Origin of the sequence: Pedobacter sp. (assembly GCF_039594775.1) — a bacterium.
GTDB lineage: Bacteria > Bacteroidota > Bacteroidia > Sphingobacteriales > Sphingobacteriaceae > Pedobacter.
Genome location: NZ_JBCNMT010000002.1, coordinates 773762 through 797559 on the forward strand (window position 1 = coordinate 773762; position 23798 = coordinate 797559).

Annotated in this window: 25 protein-coding genes and 1 pseudogene; 9 read left to right on the plus strand and 17 right to left on the minus strand. The window is 37.5% G+C overall.

Features of this window, described 5'->3' with window-relative positions; all coding sequences use genetic code 11:
• The first annotated feature begins 309 nt into the window (after nucleotides 1-309).
• The 3 genes from guaA to ABDV71_RS09365 all read left to right on the plus strand — a co-directional run bounded on the left by guaA (nucleotide 310) and on the right by ABDV71_RS09365 (nucleotide 4332).
• Nucleotides 310-1836, plus strand: coding sequence for a glutamine-hydrolyzing GMP synthase (gene guaA / locus ABDV71_RS09355; RefSeq protein ID WP_343532181.1), 1527 nt, complete (start codon nucleotides 310-312; stop codon nucleotides 1834-1836).
• Nucleotides 1793-3013, plus strand: a complete 1221-nt coding sequence (locus ABDV71_RS09360) for an ABC transporter substrate-binding protein (RefSeq protein ID WP_343532182.1) — start codon at nucleotides 1793-1795, stop codon at nucleotides 3011-3013. The genes guaA and ABDV71_RS09360 overlap by 44 nt, the downstream gene beginning before the upstream one ends.
• 155 nt (nucleotides 3014-3168) lie before the next feature.
• Nucleotides 3169-4332 (plus strand): RsmB/NOP family class I SAM-dependent RNA methyltransferase, encoded by a 1164-nt coding sequence (locus tag ABDV71_RS09365; RefSeq protein ID WP_343532183.1) that lies wholly within the window; start codon nucleotides 3169-3171, stop codon nucleotides 4330-4332.
• Between the two features lie 652 nt (nucleotides 4333-4984).
• Here the strand turns inward: ABDV71_RS09365 and ABDV71_RS09370 are convergent.
• The 12 genes from ABDV71_RS09370 to ettA form a co-directional block, all read right to left on the minus strand.
• Nucleotides 4985-5371: a VOC family protein gene (locus tag ABDV71_RS09370; RefSeq protein ID WP_343532184.1), complete on the minus strand. Its 387-nt coding sequence runs from the start codon at nucleotides 5369-5371 to the stop codon at nucleotides 4985-4987.
• Between the two features lie 84 nt (nucleotides 5372-5455).
• Nucleotides 5456-5839: a hypothetical protein gene (locus ABDV71_RS09375; protein ID WP_343532185.1), complete on the minus strand. Its 384-nt coding sequence runs from the start codon at nucleotides 5837-5839 to the stop codon at nucleotides 5456-5458.
• Between the two features lie 14 nt (nucleotides 5840-5853).
• Nucleotides 5854-6228: a glyoxalase gene (locus tag ABDV71_RS09380; protein WP_343532186.1), complete on the minus strand. Its 375-nt coding sequence runs from the start codon at nucleotides 6226-6228 to the stop codon at nucleotides 5854-5856.
• Between the two features lie 142 nt (nucleotides 6229-6370).
• The gene (locus ABDV71_RS09385; protein WP_343532187.1) at nucleotides 6371-7138 is read right to left on the minus strand and encodes a DUF4262 domain-containing protein; all 768 of its coding nucleotides are present in this window, start codon (nucleotides 7136-7138) and stop codon (nucleotides 6371-6373) included.
• A gap of 30 nt (nucleotides 7139-7168) precedes the next feature.
• Entirely contained in the window at nucleotides 7169-7615 is a 447-nt protein-coding gene (locus ABDV71_RS09390; RefSeq protein ID WP_343532188.1) for an SMI1/KNR4 family protein, read from the minus strand.
• Nucleotides 7616-7651: 36 nt separating this feature from the next.
• On the minus strand, nucleotides 7652-8137 hold the full coding sequence (locus ABDV71_RS09395) for an SMI1/KNR4 family protein (protein ID WP_343532189.1): 486 nt from the start codon (nucleotides 8135-8137) through the stop codon (nucleotides 7652-7654).
• 34 nt (nucleotides 8138-8171) lie between these two features.
• Nucleotides 8172-8678: a hypothetical protein gene (locus tag ABDV71_RS09400; RefSeq protein ID WP_343532190.1), complete on the minus strand. Its 507-nt coding sequence runs from the start codon at nucleotides 8676-8678 to the stop codon at nucleotides 8172-8174.
• A gap of 346 nt (nucleotides 8679-9024) precedes the next feature.
• Nucleotides 9025-9423 (minus strand): NUDIX domain-containing protein, encoded by a 399-nt coding sequence (locus ABDV71_RS09405; protein WP_343532191.1) that lies wholly within the window; start codon nucleotides 9421-9423, stop codon nucleotides 9025-9027.
• Nucleotides 9424-9466: 43 nt separating this feature from the next.
• Nucleotides 9467-10042, minus strand: coding sequence for a MarC family protein (locus ABDV71_RS09410; RefSeq protein WP_343532192.1), 576 nt, complete (start codon nucleotides 10040-10042; stop codon nucleotides 9467-9469).
• A gap of 86 nt (nucleotides 10043-10128) precedes the next feature.
• Nucleotides 10129-11262 carry a DUF1343 domain-containing protein gene (locus ABDV71_RS09415; RefSeq protein ID WP_343532193.1) on the minus strand — a complete coding sequence of 378 codons (1134 nt, stop codon included), beginning with the start codon at nucleotides 11260-11262 and terminating at the stop codon, nucleotides 10129-10131.
• A 326-nt stretch (nucleotides 11263-11588) separates the two neighbouring features.
• Nucleotides 11589-11822 (minus strand): hypothetical protein, encoded by a 234-nt coding sequence (locus ABDV71_RS09420; protein WP_343532211.1) that lies wholly within the window; start codon nucleotides 11820-11822, stop codon nucleotides 11589-11591.
• On the minus strand, nucleotides 11782-13461 hold the full coding sequence (gene ettA, locus ABDV71_RS09425; protein ID WP_343532194.1) for an energy-dependent translational throttle protein EttA: 1680 nt from the start codon (nucleotides 13459-13461) through the stop codon (nucleotides 11782-11784). Before ettA ends, ABDV71_RS09420 begins: the two co-directional genes overlap by 41 nt.
• Nucleotides 13462-13533: 72 nt before the next feature.
• Between ettA and ABDV71_RS09430 the strand changes: the two genes are divergently transcribed.
• The 4 genes from ABDV71_RS09430 to ABDV71_RS09445 all read left to right on the plus strand — a co-directional run bounded on the left by ABDV71_RS09430 (nucleotide 13534) and on the right by ABDV71_RS09445 (nucleotide 15307).
• Nucleotides 13534-13701: a hypothetical protein gene (locus ABDV71_RS09430; protein WP_343532195.1), complete on the plus strand. Its 168-nt coding sequence runs from the start codon at nucleotides 13534-13536 to the stop codon at nucleotides 13699-13701.
• 629 nt (nucleotides 13702-14330) lie between these two features.
• A complete protein-coding gene (locus ABDV71_RS09435) occupies nucleotides 14331-14798 on the plus strand; it encodes a hypothetical protein (protein WP_343532196.1) in 468 nt (155 codons plus the stop codon).
• Between the two features lie 24 nt (nucleotides 14799-14822).
• Nucleotides 14823-15017: a hypothetical protein gene (locus ABDV71_RS09440; protein WP_343532197.1), complete on the plus strand. Its 195-nt coding sequence runs from the start codon at nucleotides 14823-14825 to the stop codon at nucleotides 15015-15017.
• 32 nt (nucleotides 15018-15049) lie between these two features.
• Nucleotides 15050-15307, plus strand: a complete 258-nt coding sequence (locus tag ABDV71_RS09445) for a hypothetical protein (protein ID WP_343532198.1) — start codon at nucleotides 15050-15052, stop codon at nucleotides 15305-15307.
• Nucleotides 15308-16613: 1306 nt separating this feature from the next.
• Here ABDV71_RS09445 and ABDV71_RS09450 read toward each other — a convergent pair.
• On the minus strand, nucleotides 16614-18089 hold the full coding sequence (locus ABDV71_RS09450) for a PLP-dependent aminotransferase family protein (protein ID WP_343532199.1): 1476 nt from the start codon (nucleotides 18087-18089) through the stop codon (nucleotides 16614-16616).
• Between the two features lie 119 nt (nucleotides 18090-18208).
• Between ABDV71_RS09450 and ABDV71_RS09455 the strand changes: the two genes are divergently transcribed.
• Complete coding sequence (locus tag ABDV71_RS09455; RefSeq protein WP_343532200.1) at nucleotides 18209-20077, plus strand: TonB-dependent receptor; 1869 nt, start codon at nucleotides 18209-18211, stop codon at nucleotides 20075-20077.
• Between the two features lie 178 nt (nucleotides 20078-20255).
• Here the strand turns inward: ABDV71_RS09455 and ABDV71_RS09460 are convergent, their stop codons facing one another.
• The 4 genes from ABDV71_RS09460 to aqpZ all read right to left on the minus strand — a co-directional run bounded on the left by ABDV71_RS09460 (nucleotide 20256) and on the right by aqpZ (nucleotide 22582).
• Nucleotides 20256-20720: a hypothetical protein gene (locus tag ABDV71_RS09460; protein WP_343532201.1), complete on the minus strand. Its 465-nt coding sequence runs from the start codon at nucleotides 20718-20720 to the stop codon at nucleotides 20256-20258.
• A 118-nt stretch (nucleotides 20721-20838) separates the two neighbouring features.
• Nucleotides 20839-21252 (minus strand): hypothetical protein, encoded by a 414-nt coding sequence (locus tag ABDV71_RS09465; RefSeq protein WP_343532202.1) that lies wholly within the window; start codon nucleotides 21250-21252, stop codon nucleotides 20839-20841.
• Nucleotides 21253-21284: 32 nt separating this feature from the next.
• The gene (locus ABDV71_RS09470) at nucleotides 21285-21755 is read right to left on the minus strand and encodes a DinB family protein (protein ID WP_343532203.1); all 471 of its coding nucleotides are present in this window, start codon (nucleotides 21753-21755) and stop codon (nucleotides 21285-21287) included.
• Between the two features lie 137 nt (nucleotides 21756-21892).
• Nucleotides 21893-22582 carry an aquaporin Z gene (gene aqpZ, locus ABDV71_RS09475; protein WP_343532204.1) on the minus strand — a complete coding sequence of 230 codons (690 nt, stop codon included), beginning with the start codon at nucleotides 22580-22582 and terminating at the stop codon, nucleotides 21893-21895.
• A gap of 490 nt (nucleotides 22583-23072) precedes the next feature.
• Here aqpZ and ABDV71_RS09480 point away from each other — a divergent pair.
• Nucleotides 23073-23412: pseudogene (locus tag ABDV71_RS09480) on the plus strand (DUF559 domain-containing protein).
• Nucleotides 23413-23798: the final 386 nt, after the last annotated feature.

The window sequence follows — 23798 nt, forward strand, 5'->3', positions numbered from 1 at the left end:
AGGTGGTAAAAAAATAAAGTGAACCATCTGAGCTTTAATCCATTTTAAAGTCCGAATAAGCATCTTAAGCAACCTCTTTATAGCAATGTTTTCAATTAAATAGACCTGATAGTAGTGAGCATCCCGATGTCATCCTGAGCTTGTCGAAGGATATTGGGATAAAGCGAATAGCAGGGTTGTAGGGAGTATGAGCACTAAAATTGCTCTTCAAAAATGTAAACAGCAAGCAAGAGTTTAAATACTAACATCTAAATACTAATATCTATTAAAATCGTACCACTAAAATCGTAAATTTCCTTACCTTTGCGCATGCTAGAAAAAATCATTATCCTCGATTTTGGTTCGCAATTTACACAGCTGATTGCACGTCGTGTTCGCGAACTAAATGTGTACTGCGAAATTCATCCATTTAACCACATTCCAGAATTAGATGCTACCGTTAAGGGAGTTATTCTTTCAGGTAGCCCATTTTCGGTACGTCAAGAAGATGCACCATTTGTAGACTTGAACCTGTTTAAAGGGTATCCGCTATTGGCAGTTTGTTATGGAGCACAATTTATTGCACAACAAAGTGGAGGAAATGTAGAAGCATCGGCCACTAGGGAGTATGGTAGGGCTAACTTGAGTTTTGTGAATAACGAAAATCCTTTGTTTAAAGGTATTTTGGTCGATTCGCAGGTGTGGATGAGCCATGGCGATTCCATTACCCAAGTACCTGAGCATTTCGAAATCATTGCCAGTACACCAGAAGTAAAAGTAGCAGGCTATCAAGTAAAAGGCGAAGAAACCTATGCCATTCAGTTCCACCCAGAAGTAACCCACAGTATTGACGGTAAAACTTTGTTGAATAACTTTTTGGTAGGTATTTGTGGTTGTGCTCAGGATTGGACTTCAGATGCTTTTGTAGAAACTACTATTGCCGAACTTAAAGCACAATTGGGAAATGATAAAGTGGTTTTGGCACTTTCGGGTGGTGTTGACAGTAGCGTAGCTGCGGTATTATTGCACAAAGCGATTGGCAAAAACCTTCACTGTATTTTTGTTGACAATGGCCTGTTGCGTAAAAACGAATACGAAAGTGTATTAGAACAATACAAAGACTTTGGCTTAAATATTAAAGGTGTTGATGCTAAAGACAGGTTTTTAAGTGAGCTAGCAGGAGTTGAAGACCCAGAAAAGAAACGTAAAATTATTGGTCGTGTGTTTATCGAAGTATTTGACGATGAGGCACACCAAATACAAGATGTAAAATGGTTGGCACAAGGTACTATTTACCCTGATGTAATCGAGTCGGTTTCCGTTAAAGGACCATCGGCCACCATTAAATCGCACCATAACGTAGGTGGTTTGCCCGACTTTATGAAACTTAAAGTAGTAGAGCCACTAAAAACTTTGTTTAAAGACGAAGTACGTAGAGTAGGAAACACTTTGGGCTTAGAATCGTTTATTTTAGGCAGACATCCTTTCCCAGGTCCAGGTTTGGGAATCCGTATTATAGGAGAGGTAACTGCAGAAAAAATTGCGATATTACAAGAAGCAGACCATATCTATATCCAAAACTTAAAAGATGCTGGTTTGTACGACCAAATTTGGCAAGCAGGAGCCATCTTTTTACCGGTACGTTCGGTTGGGGTAATGGGCGATGAGCGTACTTACGAAAATGTTATTGCGTTAAGAGCTGTTGAGTCTTTAGACGGAATGACCGCTGATTGGTGCCATTTGCCTTATCCAGTGCTCGCTAAAATATCCAATGAAATTATTAATAAAGTAAAAGGAATTAACCGAGTTGTGTATGATATTAGTTCGAAACCGCCAGCAACTATTGAGTGGGAATAAGCTTTTAGGCTTATTAGCTGTCATCGTAGTTTTTGCTGCGTGTTCGCCAAAAATAACAAAGCCGGTGGCAACAGCCCCGGCTAAACCTGTTGAACACAAACCTGCTGCAAAGTTTACACAAGGAAATATCAGTGTTTTTATTCCCTTTCAGCTCAATAAGTTCAATTTAAAAACTGTTACCAAAGCTCAAATTGGCAAGGCCGATATGGCCCTTGATTTTTATCAGGGTTTAATGTTAGGCATTGACTCGGCCGCTAACGAAGGCTTAAACTTTAAGGTAAACGTTTTTGATAGCAGGGACGATAATAGCCAACTGGCAGCTTTAAGCAAACGGGAAGCTGTAAAAGCCAGCAATTTAATGATTGGTCCTATTTTCCCCGATGGGGTTAAATACATGGCACAATTTTCAGAAGCGAACAAAATGCCTATGATATCGCCTTTGGCGGCTTCAAAACCTACAGAGTTTAACAATCCTTACCTTATTTCGGTAGTGAATAGCATTGATCAACACGGTGCAAAAATTGCCGATTACATTGCTAAGCAGTACAAGGCCGACCAAACCATTGTAGTGTTGATCAATACCAAGAAATCGTCTGACGAACAATTTGCGGCACCCATCAGGAAGCAGTTTGCTGAACAACATCCAAACTTTACTGTACAGGAATTTACCTCTACCTACATTTTCGAAACCAAGATGATGAAAGGGAAAAAATATGCCGTGGTAGTTTGTTCGGATGATGCTCCTTTTGTAAGCCCCAGTTTAACCAAGCTTTATCGCCTGAAAAATGTGGCTGGTTATCCGATTCAATTGTTTGGACATCCAAATTGGGCCAAGCAAACCTACAATATTGACCAGTTGCAAAACTTACAGACGGTATTGAGTAGTTCTTACCATATTGATTACAGAAGTAAAGCTGTAATTGATTTCATTAAAGCTTATAGGGCTAAATATGAATTTGAACCTACAGAATATGCTTTTAAAGGTTTCGATACAGGATATTATTTTGGCAAGCTGATGGCCAAACATGGCTTAAACTACCTCGATTTTTTGATAAAGGAAAACTATAAAGGCTTGCACAACGATTTCGATTTTGATTACAATGCCGAATATGGTTTTTATAATAAACACTTAATGTTGTTGCAGTATAAGAATACTTCGCTAAGTCAGGTAGATTAGTAACTAGTGGTTAGTAGTTAGGAATTAGTGATTAGGGAAGAGCAAGGGAAAAGTAAGAAGTTATAGATTGTGAGTTGTCAGTTTCCAATAAACTATTGAATCAGTGAACTAATGAACCAGCCAGTAAGCAACTAAAAACAACAAACCAACCATTAATGAAAGTACACCATCATATTAGGGCATTTGAACAGGTTTTAGCAAGTTACGATGGTAAGTTGCCCTTGCACAGGCATCTAATTGTTTATTTTAAACAGCACAAACAAATGGGCTCGTCGGATAGGAGGTGGGCCAGTAGGTATATTTACAGCTATTTCAGATTGGGTAAGGCACTTTTGGACCTACCCATCATTGAGCGTTTGGCGGTAGCCGATTTCTTGTGCAATAACGATTTAAGCCTAATTACCGAACATATTTTTCCAGCGGCGGCAGCACATATGACTTTGCCAATAACTGAAAAGCTTGCTTTTGTAAAAACGCAATATCCCGACTTTCAGTTAAAAGATGTTTTTCCTTTTGGAAAGCAGTTGTCTAATGGAATAGATCAACAGGCTTTTCAGTTTTCTCTATTTATACAGCCAGATTTATTTATCCGCGTAAAGGAAACACATTTGCCAACCATTAAAGCAAAGTTGGAAGAAGCTGGTGTGGCCGTAAAAGAACTGGCCGATACTACTTTGGCTTTGCCTAATGGCACAAAGTTAGAGCAGGTAATTGACGATGCCCGTCTATATCAGGTACAGGATTTTTCTTCCCAAAAAACAGGGGATTACTTTGAGCCCAAACCTTACGAGTATTGGTGGGATTGTTGTGCAGCATCAGGAGGGAAGTCGCTATTGATACATAGCTTAGAACCTAAGGTGAAATTATTAGTGAGTGATGTAAGAGAAACCAGTTTAGGTAACCTACAGGAGCGTTTCCAGTTGGCAGGCATTAAGGACTACCAGAAAAAGGTGATTGACCTGTTGCAGAACAACGACCAGATTTTACACCATTATGAGTTTGATGGTATTTTGTTGGATGCTCCCTGTTCTGGTGCCGGCACTTGGGGACGTACACCAGAAATGCTCTACTTTTTTGAGGAATATAAAGTGGCTAATTATGCCAAATTACAGAAAGCCATTGCCGAAAATGTGGTGAAATACCTGAAATCTGGTAAGCCACTAATTTATATGACCTGTTCGGTATTTAAAGAGGAAAATGAAGATGTGGTTGCCTATTTGTTGGAAAACTTACCTTTAAAATTAGAAAGCCAGGAATTGATTAAAGGTTATAATGATAAGGCCGATAGTATGTTTGTAGCGAGATTAATTAAGAACTAAAAGGCCGCTTCTATTATTTGTTGTCATTTCGACCATAGGGAGAAATCTCTGGGCATTATATCTCCCTTTCAGGGTTGTTGCTTGTTGGAATAATTATGCTAGAACAATGGCATCATTTCGTGGTTATTATAAGGTATTAGCGCTTCGACAGGCTCAGCGTGACAAAGTAGGAAGGGGCATGTCTTATTATCATCATTTGGCTTTTTTGTCATTTGTTTTTTTGTCATTTCGAACGCAGAGAGAAATCTCTAGACTATATCACCCTTTCAGGGTTTTATGTTTTGATGGATTTATGCTAGCGTAATTACACCACTTCGTGGTTACATGGAAAAGCGCTTCGGCAGGCTCAGCGTGACAAAGCAAAAACATTTACTGAATAACCTTATATATCATTCTCAAGTCCGAAGGACTGATATTATACTAGAAAATAGAATTGATTAATCAACTGCGAAGCGGCGACATTATTCCCATTGGGTAGCCAATAGGCTAATGCTTCCCTTTTAACTTGCCACGCAAGTAATGGATTGCTTCAAACAAGATTGCCAAAGCTCCAACATATACCGTAAATTGCTCAAATAAGTTCATTTACCTTTTCTTATTTAGATAAATATACGGATTCGATGTTACATTGAGTAACAAATAACTATTGATTTTATGTTGTTTCTTCCAAAAAGGCAAGAATATATCCATCGGGGTCAGCAATGTAAAATTCTTTGCCGTATGGTCTTTCGCACAAAGGCTGGGTAATCTGTATGCCTTTGTTCACAAAATCGTTGTATAAAGTTTCTACATCCTCAATTGAAAATACGATATCAAGGTCATCGTGCTCTAATTTGTGCTGTCTTTCTTCGAGCGAAGGGCTGCCCAATTTTAAATGAATGGAATAGCCATCTTTGATGATCCCCGCATAAAAGTCTTCGTACCTGAAATCTAATTCAAAGCCAATTTTTTGGGTGTAAAATTCAATGGAAGCGCCAATATCGGCAACAAGCAATTGAGGACTCATTTTTTTGATTCTTAAATGCGTATTGATGTCCATGAGATTTATTTTTGTTTACTTGTAAGATGATATCAATTCAGTCTTTCAAAATAATGTTGACAACAGCTGTAGCTTTAACTCTTATTAGTCATCAATATATAATGTGTTTAGGGAACGATGAAATTTTCCATTTTTGAACACTAAAATATATACGGAATTTCTTTGTTTGACTATGCTATCGTTTAATTCAAGTAAAGGTTCTCCCTTTTCAAGAGGAAAATAATTTGTAATTGTTATGCCGTTGGATAGTTTTGCGGTATATGCGTTATGATTTCTCCTGTCATTAAATAAATAAACTACTTTTCCTGTATATTCTTCGGCTAGAATATGGTTTCTCACTGAATGATCAAAAAAGCCAAAATGACCTAGAATAATAATGACTCCAAAAATAAATACGGCAAATAGGATGGCAATAATCTTGATTGATTTAGGGAATTTAAAATCTTCATCTGGGTTGCTAACTTGCATTCTATGTTGCCAATTTATTTGTTTCCTATAGTTTGTAAATTAAAAACGGTACCAGCTGGGTCTTGTATCCAATGCATGTTATTTGGAAGCTCTTCAATTTCGTCGCAAGTTTCTACGCCGTTCGATAATAAATAACTTGTGGCTTCCTCAACGTTTGGAACGGTAAGCTGTAACCAGGTTTCCGAATGGGTGTAGTTGTCCACGCAATCTAGCCAAATCACATTATGGCCAAATTTTACTTCGTGTGTCCTGGAAACGGTTGGATTGGTGATCGGTATTTCTTTTACTTCTAACTTCAATATTTCCTTATAAAAAGCAACAGTTTTGTCGTATTTACTTTTGGGGATTTTAATGGCGATGTTAATACCTGCTTCAAATTTTACGTCCATAGTCTTTATATTTTTCAGTTAAATTAAGGTTTATGTTAAGGTTTGATAATGGTTTGTATGCTCCTTGAAAATTTAAAATGATTATTAGTGTTTTGTTGTTCAATAAATTATTTAATAGAATTTATGATTAGTAATCATTGTTTTATTCTTCATCACTATATTCTACTGTATTTCTTATCCATTGTCCTCCTAAAAAATCTCTTTCGGCCTCCTCATTATATTCGAGGTCAAAAATTTCGTTTAAAGTATTATCATGTTTTATGATTTCCTTCAACGCAACAATTCTTATGTCTTCTGGCATTTGATCACCTGTTAAAAACTGCCAATCCCCATCATCATCGTGAACAACCCTTAATATTGGTTTTTGTTCTTCAACCCATTGTCGAGTTGTAAAAACAGTAAGGTTTTTGGGTTCCATAAATTTAAAATCAACATTTCTATCAAGTAAAGGTTGTTTGTATAAAAATTCTTCTTCAAAATTCTCTTCCCAAGGGAATTGGTCATTTCTGTCTGTCCAAATAAGTTGAAGAGCATTAAAATCTTCATTTTGATAATACTTTAAACCTGCACCAAAATAATCTCGAATGTTTCTTGGGTCTATAGGTAAAAACATTGCTCGATTATTTCTAAATATCTCGGTGTAAATTTTTCCGCATTCGATTTTCTCTCCATTTTTTATGTTTTCGGCAACGTCATTTATAATCTCATGCCCTATATCATTCGGAAGGTCAAAGCAGATTATTTCTGGGTGATTATATGTCCTGCTTAATCCTATGCTGTAAACAAAAGAAGGTAAATAAGCGGTTGATGTGACTGTAATAACCTGAAGACCAAATTTTCCAATGTTTAACTTGGTCAGTTCTAGCAAGTCATCGCTACTCATGCAATTATGTTCGGTTGCTTCTGACATAGTAATTTATATTTTCAGTTAAATTACGATTTATATAATTCCTAGTTCGTTTTGCCAATCATATAGTCCGCCCTTATCAAATACATTTCCTTTTAAAAATCTTTGAAGAAATTCGGATAAGGACGATGTGAGGGGCTTATCCTTATGCTCATCAATAAATATTTCGTATTCTCCATTTGATTCAATCCGAACTCCCCACATGTCTGAGTAAACCATATATTCCGCAATGTAAAACCAGTTATCCGCGTTGTTTCGGTTTTCCTGCATAATCTCCGAAAGTGGAATCATATTAAATATATCCTCGTTACAACCGAAACCATTGCAGGTTAAATAAAATTCCTTAAAATCTGTGGGCAATGAAAAACCCATTTGTGTTTCAAAATTAGCAATGTCCGAAAGCTTAGCAGGAGCATTAATCTCAAAACCGTTATCCTGATGTTTCTGTTGTATTAGATTTACGATTTGGTTGATCTTCATTTTTAAAAATTAAGTTAGATAGTCCAGATATAACTATTAACTATTAGAATCCACTAAAAACTCAAGCACTTGCTCAAAGTAGTTCCTCAAATCACTATATTCTTCTTCACCTGGAATCCAGTTTGCAAATTTCCAATATTTCCAAGAGTCGCTATCCGAGCTAGGAGGAATAAGTAAAAACTGTTGTTCTTCCGAAGCTCCGCCAATAAGTATAGCATTATCTAATTCTTTGATTTGATAAATTTCATTTATCTCTGGTAGTATTTTCTTTAGATAATTTACCTCCTCGAGTTTTGAAAAGCTAGGTTCTATGTCATTTGGCCCCATAAAACCATTGGTAATCAAAAGAAATTCTCGATAATCTTTGGGGAATTTTACGTTTAAGCGGGTTTCTGCTAACAAGATTTCATTTTCACTTACAGGCGTATTTCCCAGCCAGTCGTTAGTGACCGTTTTTCCTTGAGATTCCAAATCTTCAAGTTCAATCGATTTCCTTGATATTGTTTCTAATAATTCTTTCATAGATACATTCAATTTACAGTGGTTTATTATCGAATTACTTGCAATTTTTCATGTCTTTAATCAATTCTTCTTTATCGTACCATATTTGATATTCTTTTGGAACCAAGCCATTAATTAGCTCAATGGCCAAGCCAATATCGGGTTGATAGTAATTGCTTAAATGGACCATTTTGCTTTTAAATCCTTTTTTCAGTTTAACCGTTATTTGAGAGCCATCCCTTATACAAGGATTGGAATAATACTCTTGTAAACTGCCAATGTTTATATTAGAGAGCTTTTCGAGTGTTTCATTTGCTTGTAAGGAGGTTTTGAACAGAACCGAATCTCTTTCTTTTTCAAGCTGTCCTTTGAAAATAATTTCAAGGCTTTTATTCGTTAGTACATACTGAACGGCATAGGCCATTGAATAATTTGCATTGTAAACGATGAGTTTAAATGGTTTGAGTTTTAATGCTGTGTTGTTTGACGGAGATTTGACATTGACTCCAGTTCCACAGGAAATCAAAATTGAAGCCATCAAAATGAAGAATAATCTTTTCATTTCTAAACAGATATTAATGTTTCCTTTGTTATAAAGAGCCATGTAAAACATTATGATATACCTAAGATATAAAAACATATACTTCCCATCATTTCTTTAACAAATTTTAAGCTTTTGTTTTAGCATGTCGCCATCGCGGTTCCGTTATTTCGACCGTAGCGGAAACCGCGAAGCTCTACGAAGTAAAGTCTTTGGAATTGCTATTTAACTTTAGATAGGTTTTATCACATTGTGAGATTTCTCCAAAGTCGAAATGAAGTGGTATGAATGTTTGTGGTAAATCTTATCGTACCTATTGAAATAAGGATTTTGGAATGGGGTTATTGTTCCTTATTATCTACAACTATTAATCTAATAAGCCATTTTGTTTAAGGTGGTCAAAGATAATTTTATCAACTTCTGATATTTTATCTTTGTCAGCATATTTCAGCCATTTTATTTCCTCAATTTCAGCACTGGCCTTTAATTGACCTACATATTTCCCCGAATAACAAGTCATTTTTACGATGATCCCTTCTGCATGTCCGTGCGCTTGGGCTTCAAAAGTTCCAACGTAGTTTAGTGTTTTACCATCAATTTCTACACTCAGTTCTTCGCTGATTTCTCTTACTAAAGCTTGCTCATCAGTTTCTCCAATTTCTCTTTTCCCACCTGGAATGTAATACTTGTCCTTTCCATAGCTTTTTGTAGAAAGAATCGTTTTGTTCTTTAATTCTATCCAAGCAAGTTTGTCGATGATTTTCATTCTGGTAAAATAATAAAGACAAATTAAGGGGGAATAAAAATGGTTATAACCCGGTGTTGGTCCTGAAAAGCTTAATGGCAATGGCTAGTAAAATAACCCCAAAGCTTTTTCTGAGTACGTTTAATCCTGTTTTTCCCAAAAGTTTTTCGAGCCTTGCGGTATTTTTGAGCACAAAGTATACAAATACCATGTTGAGGATAACGCCCACCAAAATGTTTTCGGTACGGTATTCGGTTTTTAAGGAAAGTAGGGTGGTCAAAGAACCTGCACCAGCAATCAAAGGAAAAGCAAGCGGTACAATGGACACGGTTTCTGGAGCTTCGTCCCTAAAAAAGTGGATGCCCAAAACCATTTCCATGGCAATAAAGAAAATTACCAATGAACCCGCAATAGCAAACGATTGTACGTCGACCCCAATAACACTTAAAACCGATTTTCCACCAAATAGGAACAAAATCATGATGGCAGTAGCTACAATGGTTGCTTTTTCCGATTGGATATGCCCTGCTTTTTTTCGCAAAGAAATGATAATGGGAATTGAGCCCAGGATATCAATAATTGCAAATAAAATCATGGAGGTAGATAAAATCTGGTTGAAATCGAATTGCAAGCGGTCCATAGATTTGATTTTTTTTGTAAAAGTACAGCTTATTTGTTAATTACAAGTTTATTTTCAATCTCCCCGTCGTTAAGCGGAGCACGTACTTAGTATAAGAGGAAGGGTTTCATGGTGGTATGCCATTCGTTGGCACTGGTGTCAACTTTCTCGTGAATAATTTTTTGAAAGGCATTGGGCAAACCCAGCAGTTTGTCTAAATGCTTGCTGCCATTTGGATTTACATTGGTCAAGTAGTTTCTTTCTTTAAGCTCTTTTGGAAATAGTTGGTAGATGATTTGAATAAGTTTTACAAAATAGCTTACTGCTTTAAAATGGTTCTGATTTAAGGGGGTAATTTTTAGACCATAGCACGGTTCGTTTTCATAAAGGCCAAAATTAGGGATGTAAGCTACTTTTTCAATAGTGGCATCGGTTAATTCCCGTGCTACTTGTATGGCCAATTGTTCGTGGTCTATCCATGGTGCGCCAAACTGTTGAAAGGCATGGTCGCTGCCTCTTCCTTCGTTAATGTTCAGGCCTTCAAAAAGGCAGGAACCTGGGTAAACGTAGGTAACTTCTCTTTGCTGTATTGCAGGAGAGGTGGGATAAAAGTGGTATCCTGTGTTGGTGGCTCTATCCCAATATTGCATGGGCATTACCTCTAGCTTTAATTGCGGATAATGGCTTGCTTTAAAGTATTGTGCTAATTCTGCAAAAGTACATTGATGGTTAATGGGAATGGGAAAACGGCCAATAAAGGAGCTGCATGAAGGTTCCAATAATGGACCTTCGGCCATGTCTAGCGAACTGGCAATAGGATTGGGCCTGTCTAAAATCAACATAGGTTTCCGGTATTTTTCGCAGCTTTCCATCACGTAGCTCATGGTCCACAGGTAGGTATAAAATCTTGCGCCAATATCGGGCAGGTCTACAATAACCAAATCAAGGTCGGAAAGGTCTTCTTGGGTGGGGGCCAGTTGTTGGCTATAAAGACTAATGATGGGTAGTTGTGTTAATTGGTCTATTTGATGGTCGATAAACTTTCCGTCTTCGCCCTGAGCATCGAAGCCATGTTCAGGTCCAAAAATCTTGATGAGTTTAAACCCTGCTTTTTGCAATGCTAGTCTGGTATTCATACCATCTTGAGTAACTGAAGCTTGGTTACAGACCAATCCTATACGGGTATGGAGATAGGGGTGGGGGTTTGCTAACAGTACATCGATACCGAATTTAACTTTCATGAATTTAAGGTAGGGAAAATTTGATTAACTGGTTGTTTGGTTTGTTGGTTGTTTTTTTTTAGGAAGCACCGTTGTCATTAATAGTACTGCTGTCATCAATAGCATTGTTGTCATTCAGAGCGTAGCGAAGAATCTTATAAATTAATATACCACCTAAGACACCTTAGTTCATTTTAGGGCGTAGTGCTTAAATGTTCTTAAATATCCAAGGTGGTAAAAATAAATCGAACCATCTAACAAATCTAATTCGTTTAATAAGATTAATCTAAGTGTTTTATGATATGCTTCAGAGATTCCTCGTTACTCTCGGAATGACAGGAAAGGCATTACCCTTTGTTTTTAGCCCCGACAGCAATGAAAAGCCCGTAAGGGAGCGAAGCGAGTGCGGACTTGTAATGCATGGCGGGACTATCGGTATTTGATGGGAAGTACATTTGCGCTTCAAAAAAGACAATTGCACTAGAAACAAAAAAGGCGCCTTTTTTAGACGCCTTCTTTAAGATAAGTTTGAGAAATTCCTTATCCCAGTTTTTTATATCTAATTCTTTTAGGGGTAACATCGCCTAAACGTTTCTTACGGTTTTCCTCGTAATCAGAATAGTTACCTTCAAAGAAATACACTTGCGAATCGCCCTCGAAGGCTAGAATGTGCGTACAAATACGGTCTAGGAACCATCTGTCGTGACTAATGACCACGGCGCAACCCCCAAAGTTTTCTAAAGCTTCTTCCAAAGCACGTAAAGTGTTTACGTCGATATCGTTCGTAGGCTCATCCAGCAATAAAACATTGGCACCTTCTTTTAAGGTGATGGCCAAGTGTACGCGGTTACGTTCACCACCCGACAGTACGCCAACTTTCTTTTGTTGGTCGGCTCCATTAAAGTTAAATTTAGACACGTAAGCTCTTGAGTTTACCTGTTTGTTGCCCAACAACATATTGTCCAAGCCGTCGGTAATGTTTTCGTAAACCGTTTTATCAGGATCAAGGTCATTGTGCATTTGGTCTACGTAGCCTAACTTTACTGTTTCACCAACCTTGAAATCGCCATTGTCTGGTTGCTCTTGACCGGTAATTAAACGGAATAAAGTGGTTTTACCTGCACCATTTGGTCCAATAATACCTACAATGCCCGCTGGCGGCAGGGAAAAGCTCAGGTCTTCGAACAACAGTTTACCGTCATAAGCTTTTGAGATATGGTTAGCTTCGATCACCACGTTACCTAAACGAGGTCCCGCAGGAATAAATAATTCTAATTTTTCTTCACGCTCTCTTCCGTCCTCGCTGGCTAGTTTGTCGTAGTTAGACAAACGTGCCTTTGATTTGGCATGACGTGCTTTAGGGGCCATACGCACCCACTCCAGCTCACGCTCCAATGCTTTTTGACGTTTGCTTTCGGTTTTTTCTTCTTGTGCTAAACGTTTAGCTTTTTGGTCTAACCACGATGAATAGTTGCCTTTCCATGGAATACCTTCGCCACGGTCAAGTTCTAAAATCCAACCGGCAACGTTATCCAAGAAGTATCTATCGTGGGTTACGGCAATTACAGTGCCCTCGTAGTTTTGTAAGAACTGCTCTAACCAGTCGATACTTTCGGCATCCAAGTGGTTGGTAGGCTCATCTAACAACAATACATCTGGCGATTGTAGCAATAAACGGCACATGGCCACACGGCGGCGCTCACCACCCGATAATACACTGATCTTGGTGTCGGGATCAGGGCAACGTAAGGCATCCATGGCACGCTCTAGCTTGTTGTCTAGTTCCCAAGCGTTAGAAGCATCAATTTTGTCTTGCAGTTCGCCTTGGCGCTGCATCAATTTATCCATTTTATCGGCATCGGAGTAGTTTTCTTCTAATCCAAAGGCTTCGTTAATTTCTTCGTATTCTTTAAGGATGGCCGTAATTTCGGCTACGCCTTCTTCTACCACTTCACGTACGGTTTTTTCTGGGTCTAGTTCTGGTTCCTGTGCTAAATAGCCTACCGAGTAACCTGGAGAAAATACCACTTCGCCTTGGATAGATTTATCTAAGCCTGCAATGATTTTTAATAGGGACGATTTACCTGAACCGTTTAAACCTACAACACCAATTTTGGCGCCGTAAAAGAAGGATAAGTATATATTTTTTAAAACCTGTTTTTGTGGCGGATAGATTTTGCTCACTCCCGCCATTGAAAAGATTATTTTTTCGTCTGACATTGTTTATTGTTATTATTTGAATGCTTTTGTTAAAATAAGGGACAAAATAAGGGACAAAAAATTTAATCATTTATGGCAACTTTCAAATATTCTCAACCTTATATTCATCCGAAATCGTACAAAGATAAACAAGCTAAGCAGGTAGACAAATGGATTGTTCGATATAATATAACATTTGAAGATGGTACTGTGTATTTCGGGAATACTATCCATGCCAGTACGTTCCAAGCTGTTCAGTAGGTGATATGGATTTGTAGCTTGACTCTTACCGCTCAGAGAATACCAGATTCTTGTTGCCCCTCTATTTCACCCTTGTCAATAATCTTTGGAAATGCTCCTTTTGCTTTGCAAAAGCCCTTACGGGCTGCCAGAAGCACCCAAAGAATAACAGCCCAGAAACAAATAAGATGTCCGATTTTGATTTTCTTTTAAAGCTGTGTTTCCTCCACCAAGAATCGATTTCGACCATCGAACAACACCTTGTTCCAGAACAGGCTTGAACAGTCTTAAATCATCTTAAAATCAGTCGATTGAACACTTTTTAGCGAAAATCAGTGCCAGTTTGCGGCGTTAGATGTGGCCAGTTTGCAAAAAAAGCAGTGGCCAGTTTTGGAATAATCTACAACTTTAGAGTCTGCCTAAGATAATATAGTGTGAAAGCTGTAACAGCTATCATAACCCAATCTGAAACAGTACCCCATACTTCAGCCGAAAAAGTGAAAGCTCATTCTAAAATCATAAATCTAATATTGGAAAAATATTCTACATATGGTAAGAGAGCGTTAATTTAGATGATGGGGATAGGACTTAGGTTTTATCTTCATTTCTTTTTAAAACTCTTTTTGTTAGTTTTACTAAATTTTATGACGATGGTTTCTAATATAACATCTGGCTTTACTTATTATTTATTTAATAAAATAAATTCAAAAGTTATTGAATGGAACTTGCAACCATTAATTGGTAAGGCACTTTTTAAGAAACACGAAAGTATAGCTTATATAGAACTAAAGATTTATGGTTCTATGGAAGATAATTATTTAAGAAGTCAAGTTATATGGAATGTTACCGATTTAACATCACTGCATTCTAACTTTAAAACTGAGATAGAGAAAAGCTTTGCATTTTTTGTAAGATATGTCTCTGCGCTTAAAGGTGAAGATATTAGATTGCAATTTGAAGTAAATGATGCTGCTCTAGACTGCACAGCACATCGACAAAATCCATTCGAATATGCTGCTAATTATGCACTATTAGATTGTTTTAAGGAAAGTAGCCTAACGTTTAAGAAAGAAACTGTCGAAATTCTAAAAAGAGGAATGACAGCGTATTTGAAATAGTTTTTGTTAATTAATTAAATAGAAATGATATCTGAAAATGATAGAGAGCAAATAAAAAAGATTGCTATTGCGAAATCAACTGACTCTGTTTGTTTAACAGATGATAGGGTTGTAACGATAAGAAACGTAGATTATAAGGGTAAAACCTATAACGTTGATATAGATAAGGTAAGCGATAATCCAAATACTTGGATGGTAACTAGCGTAACAGAAGTTTGATACATGGCGGAAGCCATGTATTTTTATATAGTATGACTTTAAAAGAAGCAAATGATTGTGTTAAAAGAAATCAGGATTTGATAGGCAGTGTATATAATGATACTGAAATATTAAGATTGGCAATAATACCAATTAACCCGAAAATTCTCAATGAAGCTGTTAGAATTACATTAGAGGGCAAACAGAATTGGCATCTAATTAAAAATGAGACCGAGTTTAGTGTTATAGGCGTTTTAAAATCAGATGACAATTTAGGATGGGAATATCTTTCAACTTTGTTGTCTTATTAATTACCGCATAAAAGAGTAATATCTATGTAAAATGATGAATACTAGGGTAGGTTTACAGAAAATAGTTCCAGCAATTATAATTGAATAGATGTCTTAAGGTAGATTAGCGAATTGATACTCGTATCATTTAGGTATGTAGCAGACTTGATTAATATGCGAAAAATATTTTTACCAGATGAGGATAGAGATTTGGATAGTATTCAAAATCTGAATATTGACACCCGAAGACGAAAAAGAATTAAATTATTGTTTTTAATGCTTACGGCAATAACATGTAGTTTAATTATTATGATTGTTCCGAATGGTACGCTATTTATTGGAATGCTTTTTTTATCTTTACTACCTGTATTTTTTATCACCACTAGTAATAAGATTTTGGTAACATTAACATCAATATATCTTTTTCTACAGCTGATTGTTTTTCCTCTTATTTACGTGACTTTAATTAGTATTAATCTTAACAGTTTAGAGGTCAATTCATCTGTAAAGAACGAGGAGCTGAGAATAGCAGAGGAACAACTTTATAAAAAATACCATCCTAAATAGTTATCTAATACAATAAAAGCTATTGAAATGGAAATGACTTCTAAGAATGAATTTTTATGGAGATACTTTCATGATGAGAAATTTAATCTACAGGTTATGAAGCGTATTATGGCATTAGGATATCCAATCGAGTTGGGCACGACCAAGTATGTAGAAGATGTTTAGTTGCCGATAGCACCAAATATTGAACAGCAGATGTTATACCGTTTTTAGTGTTTTTTGCTTGTTAAGCAACATTAACAAAGCCTTTTCTGCACGAGTTTTTCTGGTTGCTTCTTGTTTAGCAGAGCCTACCCAATCGCAATAACCTTGTTTGTATGATTTGGTTAATGTTTCGAAGAAGTCGCTGCCTCTTTACTTGCTTTAAGTAGTTCTTCAAGCTCTGCAGGTATGCCTTCTATATGTTCGCCTTTTTTTAACATGAATTGTATGTTTTGGTAAATCGACGGTAAATATGAAAAATTTACTCGAATTCCCATATTGTAAGCCTAATAATATTAGTATGGTAAATCGTTAGATTTCTCTTCGTTATGCTTCCTCATCGAAATGACGACGTGGTGAATACTAGTTAACCAATGAAATAATTAAACTAATCAACCGAACAACTATCGGAGGTCTAAATCCTCTAAAATGAACTAAGGTGTCTTAGGTGGTATATTTAATTAATAGTTAAATTGTGAGATTCATCGATGCGCTCTGAATGACAGCAGAGTTTGTTAATAAAGCAATGAGCTAATGAACCATTGAACGAACTAACAAACTAACCAACTAAACAACCACTCATAATCTCTAAACTCCTTTCCATCTCATCTGTTGTTAAATGCCCAAAGCCCATGCGCATGGCAATAAGGTTTTTGTTTTGGTAAAGAATGTTTTTGGGAATGAACAAGTCCTTTGCTTGACAATCTTTGGCCAGTTTCAACAAAGAAATAGGTGTATTCCATTCCAGCCACACGGCTAAGCCCCCAGTAGGTAAGGTAAATGAAAGCTGATGCCCAAAATGTTTGGCCAGCAATGCACAGCAATTATTTCTACGCTCCTGATATACTTTTAGCGACTTTTTAAGGTGGCGGTGGATGTCGCCCTCGGCAATCATCTCTCCCAAAACCTGCTCCATCACTACATCCCCCTGTCGGTCTAAAATGCCCATGTATTTCTGCATTTCATTGATAAAGTTCTGCGGCGCTACCACAAAGCCAGTACTGAACGAGGGTACCAGCGATTTACCGAAGGAGCCCACATAGATCACCATTCCGTTAATATCAGCACTGGCCAATGGCATAATTGTACTTTTTTCATATTGAAAGTCATAATCATAGTCATCCTCAATAATGATAAAGCCATGTTCCTGTGCCAATTGCAAAAGTTTGATACGCCGTTGGGCGCTTAAGGCTACAGTAGTGGGATAGTGGTGATGTGGAGTGATGTAGACCAACCTGATTTTAGTGGTTTTCAGCTTTTCTTCCAATTGTTCAACATCAATTCCCTGTTCATCCACACGTAAGGTATTGACCTTGGCGCCAGCTTTATGGAAAATCATATTGGCCGTAAATAAACTTAGTTCGCCCACCATAACCAAATCGCCCGATTCAATTAAAAGCTGGGCAATAATGTAAAGACTCATTTCGGTACTTCTGGTGATCAATAAATTGTGTTTGGAAATGTGCAGGCCACGGGAACTGTTCAGGTAATTACTGAGTTGCTCCTTAAAATAAATGCCGTCCTGTAAACTCCCAGCAACCATTTTTTTATGAATGTTCTTTCTTTTCATAGAGGCGCTGTACAAACTGGATAGGTAATTAACCTGCGTTAAGCGAATATCGGGAGTGCCGTCATTAAACTGATAAGTACTATTGGTATGCTCAAAGGGATTGTCTAAAATATTAGATTGTTTAAAAGAATAACCTGTTTTTGAGGGATAATTGGCCAAAGAAACCAGGGCATCATAGGGACGTTCGCTCTTGCTTTTATTGTCCATTACATAAGCGCCCTTGTTGGCATGTATTTCAATCCAACCTTGATGGTGCAGGTCTTCGTAGGCTGCAATCACCGTTTTACGATGTAACTGCAACAGTTCGCTTAAGGTACGGCTGCCTGGCATTTTGCTTCCCGGCATTAAATAACCTCGTTGTATGGCATTGATCAACTGTTGTGCCAACTGTAAATAAACGGGAGTTTTTGTATTTCTATCTAAATGGATGAAGCTTAAAAAAGGAATATCAACCGGACTACTCATATTCTTGAAACTGGACTATTTTAATGTTCCGGAAAGATACGAGTTTTGCGAAGAAATTTAGGTGACCAATGGTGGCTCACTAAACTTTACATCTTTTAAACTTTGCAATAACAACCACAATGAAGAAAATTTTACTGTCGATACTTACGTTTACTTCAACTTTTACTTTTGCCCAAGAAAATAAGCAGGACACCACCAAGCTTAACGAAATTGTAATTTCGGAAAATAGGTTGCAAACCCCTTTTAGTAAACAAGCCCGAAATATTCAATTGATTACCAAGGAGCAGATTGCTCAAATGCCCGTAAAATCTATCAATGAAGTATTGAGCTTTATTGCAGGGGCCGATGTACGCCAACGTGGACCATTTGGCACACAGGCTGATATTAGTATTGATGGTGGAAGCTTTGAGCAGACCCTTATTTTATTGAATGGGGTAAAAATTTCTGATGTTCAAACCGCCCATCACTCGATGAATATTCCAGTACTCTTATCCGCCATTGAACGCATTGAAGTTTTAAAAGGCCCTGCGGCAAGGGTATATGGCATTAATGCCCTAACCGGAGCCATTAACATTGTAACCAAGGCCAGTAAGCAATCTGCAATCGACGTAAACCTTCAGGCTGGTTCTTCTTTTGAAGATAAGGTAGCAGGTGATGGTAAAGGAATTTACGGCGGTGCTGCGGCACAGGTAGCAATCAACATGGCTGGGAAAAAAAGTCAACACTTGGTTGGGTTTGGCATTAACGATTACAATGGACAACGCTATAATAGTAGCACTTACGACCATAAGTTTTTTTATCAGGGGAATATCGATTTTAATGAAAGCAACAAGTTGAATTTGATGGGTGGCTATATTAACAATGCTTTTGGTGCCAGTGGATATTATGCTGCCCCTGGTGATAAGGAAGCTTTTGAAATTGTAGAAACAGCTTTGTTTGCCGTGGGTTCATCACATCAATTGGGCAAAAACTTTAGCTTGCGTCCCCGAGTGAGTGCACGTTACAATTGGGACGATTATCGTTATTTCCGCAATGATCTAACCCGAGCTCGTTCATTGCACCAAACAGGCGTATGGTCGGCAGAATTGAACAGTACGTTGAATTCTGCCATCGGCGATTTTGGCTTTGGTTTGGAAAGTCGTTCCGAAGACATTAACAGTACCAATATTGGCGATAGGGAAAGATACAACCATGGTGCTTATGTAGAATATAAGACCGAAGCAGTGAAGAACCTTCTTTTAAACATTGGAACCTATGTGAACTATAATACCCAATATGGTTGGCAAGCTTTTCCGGGATTAGACATGGCCTACTTATTTGCGCCAAAATGGAAATTTGCGTTTAATGTAGGCTCTAGTCAACGTATACCCTCTTTTACCGATCTGTACCTCAACCAACGTCCGGGGAATATCGGAAATCCTAACCTGAAATCAGAAAATGCTTGGCAATATGAACTTTCCCTACAATACAAATCAGATAGTTTTAATATCCAGGGGGGATATTTCTATCGCAACATCTCTGATTTTATTGATTGGGTAAGAAATTCAAGCGCAGTACCTTATCAGCCTCAAAACTTTGGAAATAATAAAATACAAGGCGTTAACGTGGGTATCGGACAGTCTATCAGTTTAAGCAGTAAAAGCAGTTTGAGTTACCAATTGAGCTATAATTATCTGCATGCCGGCGAAATGAGCTACGCCTCTAACGTAACTTCAAAATATGTGGTCGAGAACTTGAAGCATCAGGCTTTAGGTAGGTTGATCTATAAATACACCAATTGGCAATTAACCTTGGGCGGCAGATGGATAGAAAGAGAATTGAAAAATCCATACCTCATTGCTGATGTACGTTTGTTATACGGAAAGCAAAATTGGAATATTTATGCCGATGTGACCAACTTGCTTGATAAAAACTATATTGAAGTAGCTGCGGTGCCACTACCAAAAAGGTGGTTTGCTTTGGGAGCTAACTTTAGATTTGCTTTATAGTTGATAGGTTAAACTTCTTCCTGCCCTCTCCTTAAAAAGGGGAGGGCATTTGATACTGTTAAATCGTTCTGTACGTATTGCAAACATTCATTTAGCGGAAACTTTTCTAAGTATTTCTCTCTCCCTTTGAGGGAGAGATGCCGAAGGCAGAGAGGGTTTATTTTATATCCAATGACAATTAATTCCTGATTTCTATATCCAATTGTCTACCTTCTGCCACTGCTTTTTTATCCATTGAGGCACCTATAGCAGAACCAATAGCCATTCCAATGGGTAAACCAATAGCCATTAAACCAATATTGCCTACGCTTAAGCCAAAGGCCACGCCAATAGGTAAGCCAAAAGCGGTAAAGCCCAGTAACATCCAAAGATTTCTGTAATGGTTTTTAGGGACAATTTTATGCTCTTTTTCTACTTGTTTTAAAATAGATGTTTGCGCTTGTTTGATCAGTTTCCTTAAATCATTTCCAGTAGCTGACGAAGCGTTAATGGTTTCAATCAATGCATTGATGGATTTGATCAGCTCTTCATTCAGTTGCTTCTTTCTCAACTCATTTAGAAGTGACCCAAATTGGGCGTAAAAACTGTTTAGTTTAAAGTCGTTAGCAAGGTCGGTTCTCTCTTTTAGTTCAATAATATTCATCAGTATGCTTTGTAGTTTATTTGAAGACAAATTAAGTAAACACTTTAAATTGTGGGGTATTTATTCTTTTTTAAATCATTAAAATGTTAAGAAACATTAATTTTTACCTTAACTATCTTCAATCTCTTAATGTTCTATCTTTTTGCTTTACCATGACGATATATTTTTCATCACATTCTTGAAGCTGAACGTAATAGTTCATGGCATTGCCTGTGTTTTGTAAGGTAATGGTATCTTTTGATAAGGAGAAAGAGATATAGTTATTGCTTCTTAATTCACTGGGTTCGTCCATGTTGGAATCTTTTAATTGAACAGTATACTGCTTATTATGATGGCTAATGAGCGCCGTGCCCATTACATTGCGTTTCGGTGTAATTAAATGGTAGCTAAATCCCTGTTTTGTAGCTCTTAGTCGAATACTTATTTTGCAAGAAGTGCTTTTATAAATACCCTCAAGTTTGGGTCTGCTTTTTTGTGGTTGCGTTAACAGCAACATGGTCATTAAAGCACTTAGTATTAATTTGATTCCCATGGTAGTTTAATTACAATTTACGTTAATATACGTTATCTCATGATATCGGTATCTACAGGAACATAACCCAAATGCCTACTTAACGAGAGTATTTGTCCTTTGTGATGGTATTCATGTGTTATAACATGGCTAAACAGTTTTAAAGCAGGAGCAAATTCGGTTACGCCGTTGCTTGGGTAGGCAATTTCATCTTTAAACTGCTCTATATTATCTATAAAATTATATATTAATAAATCTATGTCGTTGAATAGTGCCTTTACTTCTTCAATATTGATATAGTCCGAATAGCTTGCATAGGCCATATTTCTTTGCAGAGCAATATTTCCAATCCAAAACTGATAAGTAGTTGCAATATGTACCAATAAGTTCCTCATGCTACCGCCACGACCAAAAGAGGAGTTTTCGTTCACAAAATCTTGTGGCGAAATACTGGTGCAGTAGTCAAAAAGGACCTGTCTGGAACTGCACACCCATTCGTATTGTGCTTTAGCAAAGGTGGTCATGAAGTTAAATTAGGTTGCTTTAATGTATTAAAATTAAAAAAATATAAAGAACTATCGGGGTCTATTAAGGCAACAAAAAAGACTTGTGAAGGTTTTAAGCTCCGCAAGTCTTTGGGTATACATTTAATAAGAGTAAATTAGTCTGTGTTTTCTTTAGCATCAAATGCTCGGTAAACCAAGCCAGCAATAATTGCCCCCAAAATAGGGAATACAATGAACAGCCATAGTTGAGATAAAGCCCAATCGCCAACAAAAAGAGCTTGGCTAATGCTTCTTGCAGGGTTAACTGAAGTGTTGGTTACCGGAATGCTAATGAGATGGATAAGTGTAAGCGCCAAACCAATAGCAATGCCCGCAAAACCTTTAGGTGCTCTGTTGTCGGTTGCCCCTAAAATAATGATGAGGAACATAAAGGTCATCACCAGTTCCGTAACCATTGCCGAGTTCATACTGTAGCCGCCGGGCGAGTGTTCGCCATAACCATTTGCTGCAAAATTCCCTATGCTACTTCCATTGCCGGTAGCAATAATGTATAATACACCTGCTGCGGCAATACCTCCTAAAACTTGAGAAATGATATAAGGCAAAACGTCTTTAAAGCCAATTCGGCCGCCTGCCCACAAACCAACAGTTACTGCGGGGTTTAAATGGGCACCGGAAACATGTCCTAGGGCGTAAGCAATAGTAAGTACGGTTAAACCAAAGGCCATGGATACGCCCACTAGTCCAATACCTACATTGGGAAAGGCAGCGGCTAATACAGCGCTACCACAACCTCCAAGCACCAACCAAAAGGTGCCTAAAAATTCAGCTAAGTTTTTCTTCATCGTTTTTCATCATTGAGTTTTCCTAATCGTAAGGCTTTTCGGTTACGCCCCGTTTTTTAAAGTGGGTTCTGGCCTCCACTTATGTTTGTGGGATTAATCATCAAATAGAAGGATAGGAGCGAGGAAAAAAGGGAGAGAATCTAAACCAGTGCTGAAATAAAGGGTATTATAGCAAAGAAAATTGGCTGATACTGGTTAAATAGGAAGTTTCGGTAGGTAATTGCAGTTCGTGGAGGTATCGTTCTAAGGGGCGGAAAGGCATTGATATAGAATAAGTGGTAGCCAAATCCTTAGTTTTTTGAATTTGATACTAAGGTTGTCAACCTTAAATATATTTCTATAGATAAAATATTCGGTTAAATACATTTGTTTGATCATTAGGTATAACCAAATTTAATAAAAAAAAATCTGTTTTCTCAAAAGTAAATAAATAAGGTTTTTAATATCAGTTGCTTGTGTGTAAATTAGAGAATAGATAATCCTACTACCTATGGACGCTAAATCTTTTCGAAAAGAACTGCGGAAAAATCAAACTTCCGCCGAAGCTACATTTTGGCACTTAGTGCGAGCAGGAAGATTTTACAAATTAAAATTTAGACGCCAACATACCGTTGTGAAATATACGGTAGATTTTTACTGTCCTAAATTTAAATTGATTGGATGGAAGTGTTCATGATAACTTAGGACAGTCGTTACACGATGATGAAAGAGATACTTTCCTAAAGGAACTAGGGTTCCAAGTCGTCCGATTTGAAAATGATGCTGTGCTAAAGTGCCCTGAAACAGTATTGAATTATTTGGTGGTTCATTTAGGATTGGAAAAGGAGTAGGTCTTTCTGGTTGTAGGGGAAATGATTTAACACCGTCCAGTTCTCTCTCCTTTTTAAGGAAGGGTTAGGTTTTTATATAGTACACCCTCTCTGTCCTTCAGACATCTCTCCCTCAGAGGGAGAGAGGAGCATTTGGGAATGGTTAGGTGATATTTGAAGATTTGCGATACATAAATGATTTAGCACGCCCTAGTTCCCTCGCCTTTTTAAGGAGAGGGTTAGGGAGAGGTTTTTATAGTACACCCTCTCTGTCCTTCAGACATCTCTCCCTCAGAGGGAGAGAGGAACGTTTGGGAATGGTTAGGTGATATTTGAAGATTTGCGATACATAAATGATTTAACACCGTCCAGTTCTTTCTCCTTTTTAAGGAGAGGGTTAGGGAGAG